The sequence below is a fragment of the Gimesia chilikensis genome, assembly GCF_007744075.1.
In the GTDB taxonomy this organism is placed as follows: domain Bacteria; phylum Planctomycetota; class Planctomycetia; order Planctomycetales; family Planctomycetaceae; genus Gimesia; species Gimesia chilikensis_A.
Genome location: NZ_CP036266.1, coordinates 3,198,443 through 3,213,581 on the forward strand (window position 1 = coordinate 3,198,443; position 15,139 = coordinate 3,213,581).

14 protein-coding genes are annotated in these 15,139 nt (G+C 51.8%); 8 read left to right on the plus strand and 6 right to left on the minus strand.

The features are described 5' to 3' along the window. Positions 1-9: 9 nt before the first annotated feature. The 5 genes from murF to HG66A1_RS12170 all read left to right on the plus strand — a co-directional run bounded on the left by murF (position 10) and on the right by HG66A1_RS12170 (position 7,631). Entirely contained in the window at positions 10-1,428 is a 1,419-nt protein-coding gene (gene murF, locus HG66A1_RS12150) for a UDP-N-acetylmuramoyl-tripeptide--D-alanyl-D-alanine ligase (RefSeq protein ID WP_145183926.1), read from the plus strand. A gap of 226 nt (positions 1,429-1,654) precedes the next feature. Beyond that, positions 1,655-2,761 (plus strand): phospho-N-acetylmuramoyl-pentapeptide-transferase, encoded by a 1,107-nt coding sequence (mraY, locus tag HG66A1_RS12155; protein WP_145183929.1) that lies wholly within the window; start codon positions 1,655-1,657, stop codon positions 2,759-2,761. A 241-nt stretch (positions 2,762-3,002) separates the two neighbouring features. Continuing rightward, the gene (locus HG66A1_RS12160; RefSeq protein ID WP_145183933.1) at positions 3,003-4,361 is read left to right on the plus strand and encodes an FtsW/RodA/SpoVE family cell cycle protein; all 1,359 of its coding nucleotides are present in this window, start codon (positions 3,003-3,005) and stop codon (positions 4,359-4,361) included. A gap of 76 nt (positions 4,362-4,437) precedes the next feature. After that, positions 4,438-5,574: an undecaprenyldiphospho-muramoylpentapeptide beta-N-acetylglucosaminyltransferase gene (murG, locus tag HG66A1_RS12165; protein ID WP_145183936.1), complete on the plus strand. Its 1,137-nt coding sequence runs from the start codon at positions 4,438-4,440 to the stop codon at positions 5,572-5,574. A gap of 260 nt (positions 5,575-5,834) precedes the next feature. Then, on the plus strand, positions 5,835-7,631 hold the full coding sequence (locus HG66A1_RS12170) for an aspartate kinase (protein WP_145183939.1): 1,797 nt from the start codon (positions 5,835-5,837) through the stop codon (positions 7,629-7,631). Here the strand turns inward: HG66A1_RS12170 and HG66A1_RS12175 are convergent. The 5 genes from HG66A1_RS12175 to HG66A1_RS12195 all read right to left on the minus strand — a co-directional run bounded on the left by HG66A1_RS12175 (position 7,628) and on the right by HG66A1_RS12195 (position 10,989). Continuing rightward, on the minus strand, positions 7,628-8,011 hold the full coding sequence (locus tag HG66A1_RS12175; RefSeq protein ID WP_145183942.1) for a response regulator: 384 nt from the start codon (positions 8,009-8,011) through the stop codon (positions 7,628-7,630). The genes HG66A1_RS12170 and HG66A1_RS12175 overlap by 4 nt on opposite strands. A 72-nt stretch (positions 8,012-8,083) precedes the next feature. After that, positions 8,084-8,470, minus strand: coding sequence for a DUF4440 domain-containing protein (locus tag HG66A1_RS12180; RefSeq protein ID WP_145040165.1), 387 nt, complete (start codon positions 8,468-8,470; stop codon positions 8,084-8,086). Between the two features lie 31 nt (positions 8,471-8,501). After that, the gene (locus HG66A1_RS12185) at positions 8,502-9,119 is read right to left on the minus strand and encodes an FHA domain-containing protein (protein ID WP_145183947.1); all 618 of its coding nucleotides are present in this window, start codon (positions 9,117-9,119) and stop codon (positions 8,502-8,504) included. A gap of 35 nt (positions 9,120-9,154) precedes the next feature. Further along, positions 9,155-10,438: an ATP-dependent Clp protease ATP-binding subunit ClpX gene (gene clpX / locus HG66A1_RS12190; RefSeq protein ID WP_145183950.1), complete on the minus strand. Its 1,284-nt coding sequence runs from the start codon at positions 10,436-10,438 to the stop codon at positions 9,155-9,157. A gap of 197 nt (positions 10,439-10,635) precedes the next feature. Further along, entirely contained in the window at positions 10,636-10,989 is a 354-nt protein-coding gene (locus HG66A1_RS12195; RefSeq protein WP_145183954.1) for a hypothetical protein, read from the minus strand. A gap of 625 nt (positions 10,990-11,614) precedes the next feature. Between HG66A1_RS12195 and HG66A1_RS12200 the strand changes: the two genes are divergently transcribed. The 3 genes from HG66A1_RS12200 (at position 11,615) to HG66A1_RS12210 (ending at position 14,800) form a co-directional block, all read left to right on the plus strand. After that, a complete protein-coding gene (locus HG66A1_RS12200; RefSeq protein WP_145183957.1) occupies positions 11,615-12,097 on the plus strand; it encodes a hypothetical protein in 483 nt (160 codons plus the stop codon). A 60-nt stretch (positions 12,098-12,157) separates the two neighbouring features. Beyond that, entirely contained in the window at positions 12,158-12,805 is a 648-nt protein-coding gene (locus HG66A1_RS12205; protein ID WP_145183959.1) for a bifunctional 4-hydroxy-2-oxoglutarate aldolase/2-dehydro-3-deoxy-phosphogluconate aldolase, read from the plus strand. A gap of 357 nt (positions 12,806-13,162) precedes the next feature. Further along, positions 13,163-14,800 carry a hypothetical protein gene (locus HG66A1_RS12210; protein WP_145183962.1) on the plus strand — a complete coding sequence of 546 codons (1,638 nt, stop codon included), beginning with the start codon at positions 13,163-13,165 and terminating at the stop codon, positions 14,798-14,800. On the opposite strand, the gene HG66A1_RS12215 is transcribed toward HG66A1_RS12210, so the two are convergent. Next, on the minus strand, positions 14,797-15,120 hold the full coding sequence (locus tag HG66A1_RS12215) for a twin-arginine translocase TatA/TatE family subunit (protein ID WP_187782269.1): 324 nt from the start codon (positions 15,118-15,120) through the stop codon (positions 14,797-14,799). The two genes, HG66A1_RS12210 and HG66A1_RS12215, sit on opposite strands and share 4 nt — an antisense overlap. Between the last annotated feature and the right edge of the window lie 19 nt (positions 15,121-15,139).

Below are 15,139 nucleotides of genomic sequence, written 5' to 3' on the forward strand. Positions count from 1 at the left end.
CAGACAGTTATGAATCATCTATCTCTCGCAACACTTAGCAAGGTGCTTCTCAGCAGATCGAATAACTTCGATTCCGCTGCCGGTACAACTGGTGTCAGCGGGATTTCAATTGATTCACGCACGGTCCAACCGGGGGATCTGTTCTTTGCAATTCAGGGGCAGCGCCTTGATGGTCACGAGTTTGTAAAGCAGGCATTAGAACGAGGGGCAAGTGCCTGTGTTGTGAAACAGCAGCTCGTCTCTGAAAACAACTCGGCACAACTCTTGTTCGTGGATGATGTGAATCAGGCACTCACACGGTTTGCTTACTGGTATCGCCGGCAGCAGTCTGCAACTGTCATCGGAGTTACGGGAAGTGTTGGCAAGACAACCACCCGCAATATGATTTACACAGCCCTGGCTCCTTATCTGAAGGGGGTGCAGAGTCCTGCTAACTATAACAACGAGTTTGGTGTCCCCCTGAGTATTGCTCAGCTTGAGTCTGTGCATCAGTTCGCGGTACTGGAACTGGGGGCTTCACAGGCGGGTGAGATTCGTAGTCTGGCAGAAGTGGTGAGTCCTGAGATCGGTGTCATAACTGGAATTGGGCCTTCGCATCTGGAACATTTTGGAACACTCCAGCGAACGGCTGAAGCGAAGGCAGAACTGTTTGAGCAACTTCCGGTTTCGGGACTGGCAATTGTCAATGGTGACGATGCCTATGCGGACTTTCTGGTCTCTCGCAGCCCTGCTCCCTCATTCCGGATTGGTTTGGGAGAAGGCAATGATTTGCGAGCCGTGGCGGTTCGTCAGGAAGAAAATGGCCTGACCTTCCAGGTCGATGGAACAAGTTTTGTTATCCCGGTCATGGGCAGTCATTTTGTCTACCCTGCTCTGATCGCGATTGCCGTTGGTAAAGTGCTGGGACTGTCAAATCAGGAATTATCAGACAGCCTGCGGGAGTATGAACCAGTTCGCGGTCGCTGTCATGTCGAACTGGTTGGAGACTGGACCGTGGTGGATGACGCATACAATTCCAGTCCGGTTTCGATGCGAGCGGCATGTGAGCTGTTGAGCGAGTGGCCAACTCCCGGAAAGCGGATTCTGGTAATGGGCGATATGCTGGAGTTGGGGCCAGACTCGCCCGGTTATCATCGCGAAATTGGAAAAAAGGTCGCCTGTTCCACAATCGATCGATTGTATGTATGTGGTGCCCAGGCGGCATCCGTTGCGGCAGGAGCACTCGAAGAACAGTTCCCTGCTGGATGTATCGTGCAAGGGGCAGATGTCGAAGAGATTCAAGCGGATGTATTTTCCGGTCTAGAGCCGGGAGATGTTGTATTAGTCAAAGGTTCCCGTGGTATGCGGATGGAGCGGCTGTTGGAATATCTCAAGCAGCAGGTTTCAGTGCAGTCCACTCAGGGAGAAAAAAATATTTCATGTGTCTAACTCAATGATTTTGCCATGTGCTTAGGGTTTGCGGGAATCCAGAGCGCGTTCGCTTCGGCGGACAAATCAGCACCGGAAATTGTGATTAATTGGGTCGATCACTCCAATGCTGTATCATGGTGAAATCATTTCCGGGCGTCGAGATTGGGGTCTCGGCGCCCGGTCTCTTTACAGGACCTGGTAAAAAAATGAATGAGACCCTGAATCCGGGCGAGAAAAACACTGCATGATCATTTGGTTGTTGAATCATTTTTCTCCCCTGCTGGAAAAACTGGAAGTGCTCTCCACTGGCGATTCGCGTGTGTTTCTGACTGCACGCATTGCGCTGGCCAGCCTGTCTTCATTTCTGATCGCGATTCTACTCGGCCCGTTTGCGATTCGCTGGCTGGAAAAACGTTTCCGGGAACGAATCGACAGCGCCTCGGAAAAGCTCAATGAAATTCATGCTTCCAAGAATGCAACCCCGACCATGGGGGGCATTTTTATCGTGGGGGCAATTTTGATCTCCGGTCTGCTCTGGGCGGATCTTTCCAGCGGCTATGTGCAACTTGGCCTGTTGACGGCGTCGGGATTTGCGCTGCTGGGAGCTTACGATGACTGGGTGAAGCTGAGTACCAAGCAGAATGGTCTGAAGCCGCGGCAGAAACTGATTGTGCAATTAATCTTTTCTGCATTGATTGGGGCTGCCTTGTATCATAGTCATTCGACGGTTCCAGCGGGCCTGGATCTGATCATGCCGGTCACTCGTCTGGTGTTTCCGCTTGGAATTCTGTTCGTTCCCTGGGCGATGCTGGTCATGACGGGCAGTTCCAATGCTGTCAACCTGACTGATGGGCTGGATGGACTGGCCAGTGGGTGTATGGTGTTTGCCGGATCTGCTTTCGCCGGCCTGACGTACCTGGCGGGACACAAGGTGATGGCTGAGTATCTGCAGATCCCCTATATTCCCGGTGCAGGTGAACTCAGTATTCTACTGGGAGCAGCCGTGGGGGCGGTGCTTGGATTTCTCTGGTTCAACTGTTATCCAGCCCAGGTTTTCATGGGAGATACCGGATCCCTGCCTCTGGGAGCGCTACTCGGGTTTGCGGCGCTGGTCATTCGACAGGAAGCTCTGCTGGTGATTGCCGGCGGCGTTTTTGTCGTCGAGACACTGAGTGTGATGCTGCAGGTGTTCTGGTATAAGCGAACCGGAAACCGAATTCTGGCCTGTAGTCCTCTGCACAATCATTTCCTGTTCAAGGGCGAACATGAAATGAAGATTGTAGTTCGCTTTTGGATCTGTTCCGCCTTGCTGGCGATTATTGCGGTTGCCAGTCTGAAAATTGCAACCTGATCTGCCGTCGAATCAGTTCGGTTCAGGTAAGCGTGAAAAGCACTGGCTGTTCTGTCGATTCTAGCGGTCTGCGAAGTGGGGGCAGCGATTCCATGGCCTGTTATCACGGTTTTGTCAGCTGATTCATGTCGGGCGGCAATGTTTCTAAATCATGGTCTGGTTATGGGGTTACCTTTGGTGAGGTGCCCGAAAAATAGTCGATTTCAGAGATGTCACTCTGTGTCATTTTCGAGATCGGAATATGAAACCTACCTCACTCCTGCCGCAAACTCAGCCTGATCATGATCGCAGCCTGTTCATCTCGATGGCTTGCGCGCTGCTGGGGATCGGGGTGTTAATGGTACATAGTGCCAGTATTACATCCTGGCCAACCGAGTTTGAGCAGGTTTACCTGTCCCGGCACCTGACCTTTCTAGCTCTGGCGGTTGTAGTTTCCTCAATTGCTTCCATGCTGCCAGCCCGATTCTGGTACGAGCGTGCGCCCCTGCTCTTCTGGGGAACCGTAGCATTGCTGGTGCTGGTACTTATTCCGGGAGTCGGGACGCGGGTGAATGGTGCTCAGCGCTGGCTGAGATTAGGGCCTGTTTCATTGCAGCCCTCCGAACTGGCGAAGATCGCGCTTCCGTTACTGACTGTGCGATTGATGGTCCAGCGTCGGGCATTTTTAAACCATTGGTGGAAAGGCACAATTCCGCTGCTGGTTCCCCTGCTCCTCGTGATTCCACTTGTGTTGAAGCAGCCTGACCTTGGAACCTCGCTGTTTCTTGTGGGGGGCGTGGCGTTGGCTCTGTTCCTAGGTGGCTGGCCTCTTCGTAATTTTATAATAGGTCTGTTATGCGCGATTCCTGCGGTCGGAATGCTGGTGGCATTGCGGCCTTATCAGTTGAAACGTATCACCGGTTTTGTAGATACCTGGACCAACTGGCAATCGGCGCCATACCAGCTGAAACAGTCTCTCATGGCTTTGGGGGCTGGCGGAATCAGTGGTTCCGGTCTGGGCAAAGGAGCACAAAAGCTCAGCTTTCTTCCCGAAGCGAATACTGACTTTGTCTTTTCTGTTGCCGGTGAAGAGCTGGGGTTGATTGGTACTTTGGGGATTGCAGGTCTCTGGATCGGTCTGTTCCTGGCCGGGTTCAATATTCTGCGTTCCCAGAATCAGAAGTCTTTTGCCTATGTTGCGGGTTTTACACTTTTGCTGCAGCTGGTGTTGCAGGCAATTATCAATGTGGCCGTCGTCACAGCCATGGTTCCTCCCAAGGGGATTTCGCACCCTCTGATTAGTTATGGAGGGACGAATCTGATGGTCAGTCTGCTTTCATTGGGGATTATTGTCAGCTTAACCCGCGCGGGAACAGATGAGAGTCTGCAGATCGACCCTGCCCTGGATCAGTCAGATGATCCTGAGACTGCCATTGATCAGTCAGTATCCTCTCTTCCAATCAACGAAGCGCCCCAGGATGAAGAGTGCGAGGATGAAGAGTGCGAGGATGAAGAGTGCGAAGATGAAGAGTGCGAAGATGAAGAGTGCGAAGATGAAGAGTGCGAAGATGAAGAGTGCGAAGATGAAGAGTGCGAGGATGAAGAGCTGGAAAAAGAGTGACTGGGATTTTCCTATGACATATTCTATGCTGAGCTGTCTGATCTCAGTTTGAAATCCTTGTCCGGTAGCGTCCACGATGATGACCGAATCCCGTCTTAAGAAACGATCTCTTATTTTTGCCGGCGGTGGCACTGGCGGTCATCTGCTTCCCGGAATTGCGGTAGCAGAACAACTCGCCTCAATGGACGACTTTTCGATAACATTTATTGGTTCCAATCGACCGGTTGAGCAGCAGATTATTGAACGTTCGGGATATCAGCATCTCGGACTGGCTTCTTCTCCCAGTAATGAGTTGAAAAGCGCTCCCTGGAGCTTCTTCTGGAATAACGGACGTGCCTGTCTGCAGGCGCGGCGGATTTTGCGGGCGGAACGACCGGCTGCGGTGATTGGACTGGGTGGGTTTGCCAGTGTGCCTCTGATTATGGCTGCCAGCTGGCTTAATATTCCGATCGTGTTGTTGGAGCAAAACATCATTCCCGGTCGAGCCAACCGGTTTCTGTTCTCTCGCGCCAATGTTATCTGTACTTCGTTTGCCGAAACCCGTCTTCCCAAGCCTCACTCTGGAAGGCCTCTGATTGCCTTTACTGGCAATCCGGTGCGTGAGCAGATGACGCATCTTGAAACCACCCCAAAGAGCGAACCATCAGAGATATTGTTGCTGGTTCTAGGTGGCAGCCAGGGGGCACGAGCGGTGAATCAGGCGGTACTCTCTTTGCTGGAACAGGGGCGAGATGCCCTGCCTCGCAGACTGCATGTCGTGCATCAGACAGGTGAGACAGACTGGAAGTATGCGGTGCAGGAATATCAGAAACTTCAGAAACACGATTCCGAATTGCGCGTAACCGTTGAGCCATTTATTAATGATCTGGCGGAATGGTATTCGAAGGCCGATCTGGTGATTTCGCGGGCGGGAGCTACGACTCTGGCAGAGCTGGCCTGTACGGGATGTCCGACGGTATTAATTCCCTACCCAAATTCGATCGGCGATCATCAACTGATTAATGCTCAATTCTATGAGGCAGAAGGAGCTGCGGTGCTGGTAGAGCAGATGGCTGATGCCGAAGTGACCGCGCACAACCTACAGACCGCAGTGGTCGAATTATTGCATGATTCTACGAAACGGAATTCATTGTCTGAGGTTATGCAAAAGCTAGCCCTCCCGGAGGCTTCCCGAAAGGTGGCGGATGAAATCATGGCTCTTATTGCCCATTGAGGTAGTGTACGATATGCCATTTATTGAGGTTCCAGCTACTGATTTCCGGGGACTGTGGTGGCTGAACTGGTAGAACCTGTCAGTTTTCCGGGCTTTTCCAGGTTTTACGGAATCCCCCCAGCCTGTTGATTCACGAATCAAAGGGGATTTGTTACCTTTCTAGCACTTGGGCAGCAGGAATGGAGCCGTTTTGTTCTGCCAGTCGAGATTACCCTACTCAAGTTCTTTAGCATCAGAAGTTTAGAAATTGGAGACGAGACGTGTCGCTCATAGTCCAGAAGTTCGGTGGAACGAGTGTCGCTGATACCAGTAAGATTCAGGCTGCTGCCCGTCGCGCGACTGCCATGCATCAGGCGGGGCACCAGGTCGTGATGGTTGTCAGCGCCCGCGGCAAAAAAACGGATGAACTGGTCGGCCTGGCTGCTGAAATCACCGATCGTCCGACTCCCCGCGAAATGGACATGTTGCTTTCTACCGGCGAGCAGGAATCAGTGGCATTGATGGCGATGGCGATTCATAAACTGGGGGTCGAGGCGATCAGTCTGACGGGGTCTCAGATCGGCGTAGTAACTGATTCCTCGCATACGAAGGCTCGCATCATCTCAATCTCGACTGAGCGGATGAAAGCGGCTTTGAATGAAGGCAAGATCGTCATTGCTGCCGGCTTTCAGGGGCGGGACAAAGACTGGAATATTACCACCCTGGGACGTGGGGGAAGTGATACAACGGCGACCGCGCTGGCAGCTGTTCTCGAAGCCGACATGTGCGAGATTTATACCGACGTGGAAGGGGTCTTCACCACCGATCCCCGTGTGGTTCCCGAGGCCCATCAGATGGCCAGCATCTCTTACGATGAAATGCTGGAGCTGGCCAGCCTGGGAGCGGGCGTGATGCATTCGCGTTCTATTGAATTTGCCAAAAAATACAGAGTTCCCCTGAAGGTACGCCCCTCTTTTTCGGATGGTGAAGGCACCCTGATCGCGGCACAGGCGCTGGATGCGGCTCCGGTCGTGACCGGAGTGGCCTTTGTGAGGGATGAGGTTCGGGTGAGCCTGACCGATATTCCGGACGAGCCGGGTATCATGAGCAGCATTTTTGCCCGGATGGCAGAGCGGAAAATTACCCTGGATATGATCGTTCAGGATGTGGGAACGGGGGGCCTGGCACGGGTATCCTTTACCGTACCTCAGTCTGACCTTGCCGAGACGTTGACCGCAGCTGGCGAGGCAATTGAAGATATCGGTGCCGGTAAGATTCAGCATGGAACCAATCTGTCCAAGGTTTCCATCGTCGGCAGTGGCATGCGGAACAATTACGGTGTTGCCAGTCGGATGTTCTCGATCCTGGCAGACGCTGATATCAATGTGGGGATGATTACGACCAGCGAAATCAAGGTGACGGTACTCGTCGACCGGGATCAATGCGATGAAGCAGTCCGCGTGATCCATAACGGTTTTGAGTTGGACCGTTTGACCAGCTACGATTTTGCATCGAATCAGATTCAGGCCGGAGAGGGACAGCCTGACGAGTCCCAGCAGAAAACAGCAGAACTGGAGCAGGAGATCGTCGATCAACTCTCCCATATGGAAGACATCGTAGTCAGTGAAGTTCTGTTGGACCAGAGTCAGTCCCGAGTTACTGTCAGAAATCTGCCGGACAATCCGGGCATATGCTCGCGTCTGTTTTCCGTCGTCGCAGAAGGCGGTGTTTCCGTGGACATGATTGTGCAAAACATGGGCGAGGAGGAGCAGGCGCATCTTTCGTTTACCGTGCCGCGCACCTCGCTGGAAAAAAGCCTGAAACTGGTCGAGCCGCTGCTCTCGGAGTGGGGAGACGCCGAGCTGAGCCATGAGGCAGAGATTGCCAAGTTGTCGGTAGTTGGGATTGGACTTCGCAGCCATACGGGAGTCGGGCAGTCAATGTTCAGCGCCCTGGCGGAGGCGGAGATCAACATTCAGATGATCAACACCAGTGAAACCCGGATCAGTGCCGTCGTCGCTCTGGAAGATGGCGAAAAAGCCTTCCAGGGCCTGCTGAAAAAGTTTGGTCTGAGCTAATCGTCTGTCGAGAATGCTGTCTGCAGTAATCGCGGGAGATTCGCAGAGAACTGGCTCCGTGGCAGAACCTGGTCACAGCCTGCATCCCTGGCCTGCTGAAGTGTTTCTGTGTCGACGTGCGGTCCGTATGCGATGCTGGTCAATTGCGGATATGGCTGCATCGTTCGGGTCAGTAGTTCCCAGTCAATTTCCGGCTGATTTAAATCAATGATCAGCAGTTGAGGGAACTCGTTTGTCAGCTCTCCCAACGCCTGAGCCAGACTCAGGACGCAAGTAAAAGAGAAGCCATTGAGACGGGCGGCACCGGTGATCTGACTTTGAAACATCAGATCGGCGCAGAGAATCACGATTTGGGATCGGGGTTCTGTTTCGCTGGTCATACTAACTCAATCATGGTTGTTCAGGCCTGAGCGAACATGATTAGACTGGGCAGGCCTGTCGCGGTTGGTATTTCAGATGGTGGAACGATGAAAGTGGACGTGCTGCCATTCTCCGTCCTGTTTCTGCCAGATGCGGGATTCTTCGCAGGCAGCACTATGATCGTGGCCATGCTCGTCAATCGATTGTACCACGCGAATGTAGGTGACCAGAGCAACTTCTCCCATGATGGAAACCATGGGGGAACTGATAGTAGACTGCCGCGGGCGACCTGTCGGGTTCATATCGAAGTAGAAGCGATGAAAATCCATTCCGGTTACGAGATGCCCCCGGGCTTCCGGTTCGAAACAGGTCAGCTCTTCATCGCAGAGACTGGTGTAGGTGTTCCAGTCTTTGTGATCAATGGAGTCTAGGAGCTGTTTGCTTAACTTCAAGAGGTCTTGTACATCGTTGTCTGACATCTGCGGATCCTGCTCTGGTGACAAAGAAGATTTAACTCTGCCTCATCTTATCCGTTAATTCAATTTCTGGAAATTGAATCGTCTTTTTATTTTCTGAAGTTTCCGCATCTGGATTGTATTCGTCGATGGTGACCGTTTCGGTGGACTTTTTCCCGGATGATTTGTCCTGGTTCTCCGGCAGATCCACTGCGACGGGAATTACATCGTCTGAAGCGGAGGCAAAAGGCAGCTCCGGCAGTAGTTCCCCCACGCTTTTGAGGTTGATTGTAGAGCCAACGTCCACAAAGACCTGTGGGTCGTAATCGATACGAAAGCTGACGTCAGCAATGGAAAGTACACAGCCCGGCAGCAACTTGGTATCCCGTTTGGGAGTTACCCTGTTCCCATCGATAAAGGTGCCGTTGGAACTACCCAGGTCATGTACCAGCGCTACTGACTCAGTCAGCACGATCCTGCAGTGATGACGGCTTACCAGATCGGACTTGAGCTTTAAGTCGCAGTCGGCTGATCGGCCCACCAAAGTCGTTTTTGTGAGTGTCATCGACTTCAGTTTTTTAGACCCATTTTGAAGGCTCAGACGAATTTTCATAACGATTGACCACACATAAGAAAACCCGCCGGAGGGCTGCTCCGGCGGGAAATTGTTCATTTCAGGTTCATTATAGATTCTGCCCAGGGGCAAGTCTATGCGGCTGCTGAGTCATCTTTGGGGAAAAGATGTTCAGTGCCCCGGATGATTTCCGGAGTAACCACGTATTTTTTGCCGGCTTCCTGCTCGGGCAGTTCGTACATGATGTCGAACATAGCTTGTTCGATCACGCTACGTAAACCACGAGCTCCAGTGTTCTTTTTCTGGGCGATACAGGCAATTTCATGCAAGGCTGCATCTGTGAATTCCAGTTCGGCGTTTTCCATTTCGAAGAACTTCTGAAACTGGCGAACCAGAGAATTCTTTGGTTCCTGCAGGACGCGAACCAGATCGTTTTCTTCCAGCTGACTGAGCGTGGAGAGAACGGGGAGTCGTCCGAGCAGTTCGGGGATCAGGCCAAATTCAAGTACATCGTCGACTGAGGCCTGGGCCAGCAGGTCGTTCTTGGACTTTTCCTGATCTTTCTTCTGATGAGACTGTCCAAAGCCAATCGTCTTGCGACCGAGTCGCTTACCGACAATGTCTTCGAGTCCCACAAAAGTACCACCGCAGATAAACAGAATGTTGCTGGTGTCGAGCTGGATGTACTGTTGCTCGGGATGCTTGCGGCCACCCTGAGGAGGCACGTTGGCAACGGTGCCTTCCAGCATCTTGAGCAGTGCCTGCTGAACCCCTTCTCCGGAAACGTCGCGCGTAATCGAAACGTTCTGGCTGGTTTTGCCGATCTTATCGATCTCGTCGATAAACAGAATTCCGCGCTGGGCAGCTTCTACATCGAAATCAGCAGCATGCAGCAGCTTGAGGAGCAGGTTTTCAACGTCTTCACCGACGTAACCGGCTTCTGTGAGGGTTGTCGCATCACCGATGGCGAACGGTACCTGCAGGTAGCGAGCCAGACTCTTGGCGAGCAGGGTCTTACCGGAACCAGTGGGGCCGATCAGCAGGATGTTTGATTTATCCAGTTCTAGATCTGAACTGGCTTCCTCGGCGTGCATCAGTCGCTTGTAGTGATTGTGGACAGCAACCGCCATGACTTTCTTGGCACGTTCCTGGCCGATGACGTAGTCATTCAGGTGTGTGACAATTTCCCGGGGAGTTGGAACATTCTTGAACAGTTTTTTAGTCGTTCCACGACGACGATGCTCCTGTTCCAGAATCGACTGGCAGACTTCTATACATTCTCCACAGATATAGGCATTATCGGGCCCCTCTACCAGAGGGCCGACTTCGCGATAACTTTTTCTACAGAAAGAGCAGTTCGCATTTTTCTTACCAGAAGAATTACGTTTTCCAGAGGTGATATCTCGTCCGGTGGGCATAGCTTCCCTTCAACGGTGTCAACTAAATTATGGCGTTCAACGTCCAGTGAGTTTTGATTCTGCCTCCCTGCAAATCACTCGATAGGTATAACTTGTGAAATGAGTTCCTCATTTAGAATCAGAAATAAATATCAGAGGCAATCAATCGGGTGATACAGTCGTTTCCAAACAGGAACTCGATGAAGCACAGCTGACCTTCAACCGGGATGTTGCTGGTCACTCACATCTGGAGAATCGGACAACTCGTCTTTCTTCTCTTGTTCCGGATTGTTATCGGATGAATCAACAAGCCGTTTTTTGATGGATCGGAATTCGTCGTCGGTAAGGTCACCTTCTCGTTGCATTTCTGCGAACTGGAGCAGTAATTCACGCGCATCGACATGACGATCTTCATTTTCCCTAAAACGTCCTACGATCCATACTATTACCCAAATCAAAAAAATGATTAGTAAAACTGCCAGGCACCACTCAACGGCGTGTCCGTCAAAGAGTTCCTTAAACAGCTTCTGCTTAGCCGCCTGATTTCCCTGTAATAAATAATTCTGAGCCACTTTAAAATCAGCAGAAGGAAATCTCGTTCTGCCTTTCCTAGTTTAAACCTGCGACAGTCACCTCGATCGCGTCCCTTTGAACGTGAAGTCCATCTGAACGCTGCTGAGCTTTTCTTCATTATTGGAAAGAACCATAATTCAGGCAAGCCCTGTTGGGGCTGAGTGCCTTGGCAGTGGTTTAAATGAACTTGCATATCATGCGCCAAAGTCGAGCAAAATACGGTAGTAAATCAAAACAGGTGTTCTGTGGTGAATCGCATGATTGTGGCATTTTGGAATAAACCACCTCAAATACAGGGGTGATTGGGTTTTTCCAGAAGCCTGAAAGGCAACCGGGCCACAGCAGGGAGTGGGTACACCCGAACACAGAGAGCACTCACAGTTCCAGCGAATCTGGTAAGACTTACATTGTCGATATTACCTTAAGTTGAACGAGAATCATTATTTGGGAAGTGACGAATCGCCAGAGAACTGTCGCTCACGGGTGTGCCTTGCATTGCATACCAGACTCATCACTTTTATGATCTCTTCTGCCAGTAACTACGTATAATAAAAGTCTGCCTGCTCGGCAGTGAATTTTGATTTATGACTTATAACTACCGGTTTTGAATTTCAGGGATTACGAATGGACTTTGAAAAACGTCTTAAGCACGCGATCAATAAGGGGCGTGCGGCCAAAGATGAAGAAACCCGGCAGGAAGTCGGTAAGAAGATGTCCGAGGAGGAGTTTCGTAATCTTCATCTTCAGTACCGACTCGAACTGACTGACCACATTGATAACTGTCTGAAGAAACTGGCCGATCACTTCCCCGGTTTTCAGTTCAATACAGTTATGGGTGAAGAGGGCTGGGGATCCCGCATTACCCGCGATGATGTCAATCTGTCACGTGGCAAGGCACAGACACTGTACAGTCGGCTGGAAATGATTGTCAGGCCATTTACAGAAACACATATTATTGAACTGGTTGCTAAAGCAACCATTCGCAATAAAGAGACCTTTAACCGCTCGCATTATCAGTTTATTGCAGAGGCTGACATTCAGTCTTTTCAGGATCTCATGGACTTGTGGATCCTGGAATTTGCCGAACAGTTCTCTTTTCAGTCGTAATAAACGAACTCTATTCCTATCAGCTTGATCAAGATATCAGAGAAACAGGGGTAACAGCAGATGAGTCGTCACGCGGATTTCTCACAGGTTATGGATCGTGGTGCAGTGGCGATTATTCGCGCTCCCTCCAGTGAATTACTGGTCGATGTTTCCAAAGCCATCTATGCCGGGGGCCTGGATGTGATTGAAGTCACATTCACCGTCCCCAATGTCCTGGATATTCTGGCTCAGGTGAAACGTGAGATCGGCGACAAGATCCTGTTGGGGGCCGGGACGGTTCTGGACCCGGAATCAGCGCGGGCTGCGATTCTGGCCGGGGCGGAGTTTATTGTGACTCCGACTGTGAATCCAGATGTGATCGAGCTCTGTAACCGTTATGATAAGCTGATCATGACGGGCGCGTTTACACCCACCGAGGTGCTGACTGCCTGGGAATCCGGGGCGGACATAATTAAGGTCTTCCCGGCTTTTGTCGGTGGCCCCGAGTATCTCAAAGCCCTGCACGGTCCCCTGCCCCAGATCCCGCTCATGCCTACAGGCGGAGTCGATCTGGAAACGCTGCCTGCCTATATGAAAGCAGGTGCCTGTGCCGTCGGTCTGGGTAGTTCGCTGGTGACGAAACAGATGGTCGCTGATGGCGATCTGGAAGGGATCCAGAAGTTGACCGCTGAATACATGGCCAAAATTGCCGAGCTTCGCAAAGCCTGATTCAACAAGGCTTTATAAATAACTGACCAGTCTGGCCATTTAAGTCTGACGGGTTGGAGCAGTACTGATACAACTGTTTCAGCCCGAAAGATCGTCTCAAGTCGTAAGATCCGAATGGACGATATTTTCCGATAGTCGGCATTCGGTCTACTAGTGGTCCGTCGATTCTGAATTGACGGTTCAAGCGACGCCAGGCGAGCGTACGGCCCATTTCAGGCTGCTTGTCATGCCAGAGTTCGATCCATCACTAGTATTCCCGTACGTCATGGCTGTTGGATCAGTTACCATAATCGCAGGAGGGGCTCCAGGGCAGGATGGCCTGATTCTATTGTCATCCAGCCATGGAGGTGCATTGGCATGAGACTATTTTCACTACTGGTAATCAGTTGCTGTATCTGGAGTGGCGCTGCAACTTCTGTTTCTGCAGCGACGGCACCGCCTGTCTTTACCAGTAAAACGCAGTTCCGGATTCCTTATCACTACGATCAGGCGGAAATTGATCGTCTGGGGGCCCGGGAGATTCGTCTCTATGTCTCGACTGATCGCGGAGTCAGCTGGAATCATCAGCAATCGGTCTCTCCTTCGACGCGGAAATTTCCTTTCACGGCGACCCAGGATGGCGAATACTGGTTCTCGGTCCGGACACTTGATGCCAATAATCAACTGCACCCTTCGGGGCGCGTTTTCGAACCTGGTCTGCGTGTGGTCATCGATACCACCCCTCCCCAGCTCGATCTGGATCTGAAACAGGTTTCTCCGGGAAAAGTTCAGCTGATCTGGAACGCTGAGGACAAATATCTGGACCCTACGAAACTGGTTCTGGAATATGCCCAGAATGGGAGCCAGGACTGGCAACGTGTGATTGTTGCCCCTAACAGCCGAGGTCAGACGACCTGGTCAATTTCGCAGGGGGGCGTTGTTTCTGTACGAGGCATGATCAAAGACCGAGCGAACAACGTGGGGAGCAGCCAGAAACAGATTCGCGTCGTGGCTGCAGCCAGCCGCACATTACCCAAGCCGAAGCAGGATCTACCAGATTTCAATCAGCCGATCGCGCAGGGATCGCTTCCCGATCAGAGTCTAACACAGAACGATCCGGGTTCACCGGCTCCTTATTCCAGTCTGAAGCAACCCGGTCAGCCGGAACAGCCTGGTGCGCTTGAACCATCTACTCCGCTGGCGAATCGTCAGATGCCCGGGGTCTTTCCCCGAGAGGGACAATTTGATCCCGCTCCACCAGCGGGGGCTCCCGTCCAGGATTCGGTCAAAGGACAGTACGTTGCCGACGATCCCGAAAAACGGCCTGCATATGCGAAAAACCGGTATCCGATGCCTGCTCAAAACTGGTCGGCTGATCGGAAACAGGTATTGAACGGGACTCAGTTCCAGATCGGTTTCCAGGTCGACGAGGTTGGACCTTCGGGAGTGGGAGCTGTCGAGCTTTATATTACAGAAGATAATGGCCAGAAATGGTATAAATACGGTGAAGACCCCGATAAAAAGAGTCCCTTCCAGGTCGAAGTTCCCAACGATGGAATTTACGGATTTACCCTGCGGGTTCGCAGTGGTGCCGGGTTGGCCGATGCCCTGCCCAAGTCAGGCGAAAAGCCTGATGTGGTCGTTGTGGTAGACCGTCAGGCGCCGGTGATTCAACTGGACCCAGTGGTTCAGGGAGTGGGGGGGGAAGCGAATAAAGTCACGATTTCCTGGAATATCAGCGAGCCTAACCCTGCAGAAAAGCCAATCGCCATCAATTACTCGACCCAGCCAGGTGGTCCCTGGGAGCCGATTGTGGAGTGGCAGGAGGACCAGGGGCGGTTTACCTGGTCGGTTCGCCCCGGGAATCCTTCCAAATTTTATCTGCAAGTTGTTGCGAGAGATGCCGCCGGCAACATCTCTCAACAAGTGACACCTCAGCCGATCGTAGTCGACCTGACGAAACCGTCAGGTCGGATCGTGGATGTGGAAGTTCTGAGCAGAAAGCCTTCTTACTAAGCCTGCTCTGATTTTTCTTCTTTGGGTTCGGAACTGGGAACTTCGAATTTCGGAGCAGTGAATTCTTCCGAACGTTCTTCCGGTTTGGGGCGTGGTGTTTCAGGCTGAGAATGTGAGTAAGAAGCCTGATTGACTTCGTCCTCGATACCACTCACTCCCTTTTTGAATTCGACAATCCCCTTACCCAGGCTGCGTGCGACTTCTGGCAATCGTTTGCCAAACAGCAGCAGGGCAATAATGCCGACAATAATCATTTCATAACCGCCAGGCATACCCAGAAAGGCGGGGACGGCATTGATGTGTGTGATGGTCTGGAACATGTTTTAACCTCTCAATTAT

Bases quoted from the DNA above. Each gene is read 5' to 3' on its own strand.
- HG66A1_RS12205 (WP_145183959.1), top strand. From the start codon at position 12,158: ATGAGTCGTCACGCGGATTTCTCACAGGTTATGGATCGTGGTGCAGTG.
- mraY (WP_145183929.1), top strand. From the start codon at position 1,655: ATGATCATTTGGTTGTTGAATCATTTTTCTCCCCTGCTGGAAAAACTG.
- murF (WP_145183926.1), top strand. From the start codon at position 10: ATGAATCATCTATCTCTCGCAACACTTAGCAAGGTGCTTCTCAGCAGA.
- murG (WP_145183936.1), top strand. From the start codon at position 4,438: ATGATGACCGAATCCCGTCTTAAGAAACGATCTCTTATTTTTGCCGGC.
- HG66A1_RS12200 (WP_145183957.1), top strand. From the start codon at position 11,615: ATGGACTTTGAAAAACGTCTTAAGCACGCGATCAATAAGGGGCGTGCG.
- HG66A1_RS12210 (WP_145183962.1), top strand. From the start codon at position 13,163: ATGAGACTATTTTCACTACTGGTAATCAGTTGCTGTATCTGGAGTGGC.
- HG66A1_RS12180 (WP_145040165.1), bottom strand. From the start codon at position 8,470: ATGTCAGACAACGATGTACAAGACCTCTTGAAGTTAAGCAAACAGCTC.
- HG66A1_RS12215 (WP_187782269.1), bottom strand. From the start codon at position 15,120: ATGTTCCAGACCATCACACACATCAATGCCGTCCCCGCCTTTCTGGGT.
- HG66A1_RS12175 (WP_145183942.1), bottom strand. From the start codon at position 8,011: ATGACCAGCGAAACAGAACCCCGATCCCAAATCGTGATTCTCTGCGCC.
- HG66A1_RS12160 (WP_145183933.1), top strand. From the start codon at position 3,003: ATGAAACCTACCTCACTCCTGCCGCAAACTCAGCCTGATCATGATCGC.
- HG66A1_RS12185 (WP_145183947.1), bottom strand. From the start codon at position 9,119: ATGAACAATTTCCCGCCGGAGCAGCCCTCCGGCGGGTTTTCTTATGTG.
- clpX (WP_145183950.1), bottom strand. From the start codon at position 10,438: ATGCCCACCGGACGAGATATCACCTCTGGAAAACGTAATTCTTCTGGT.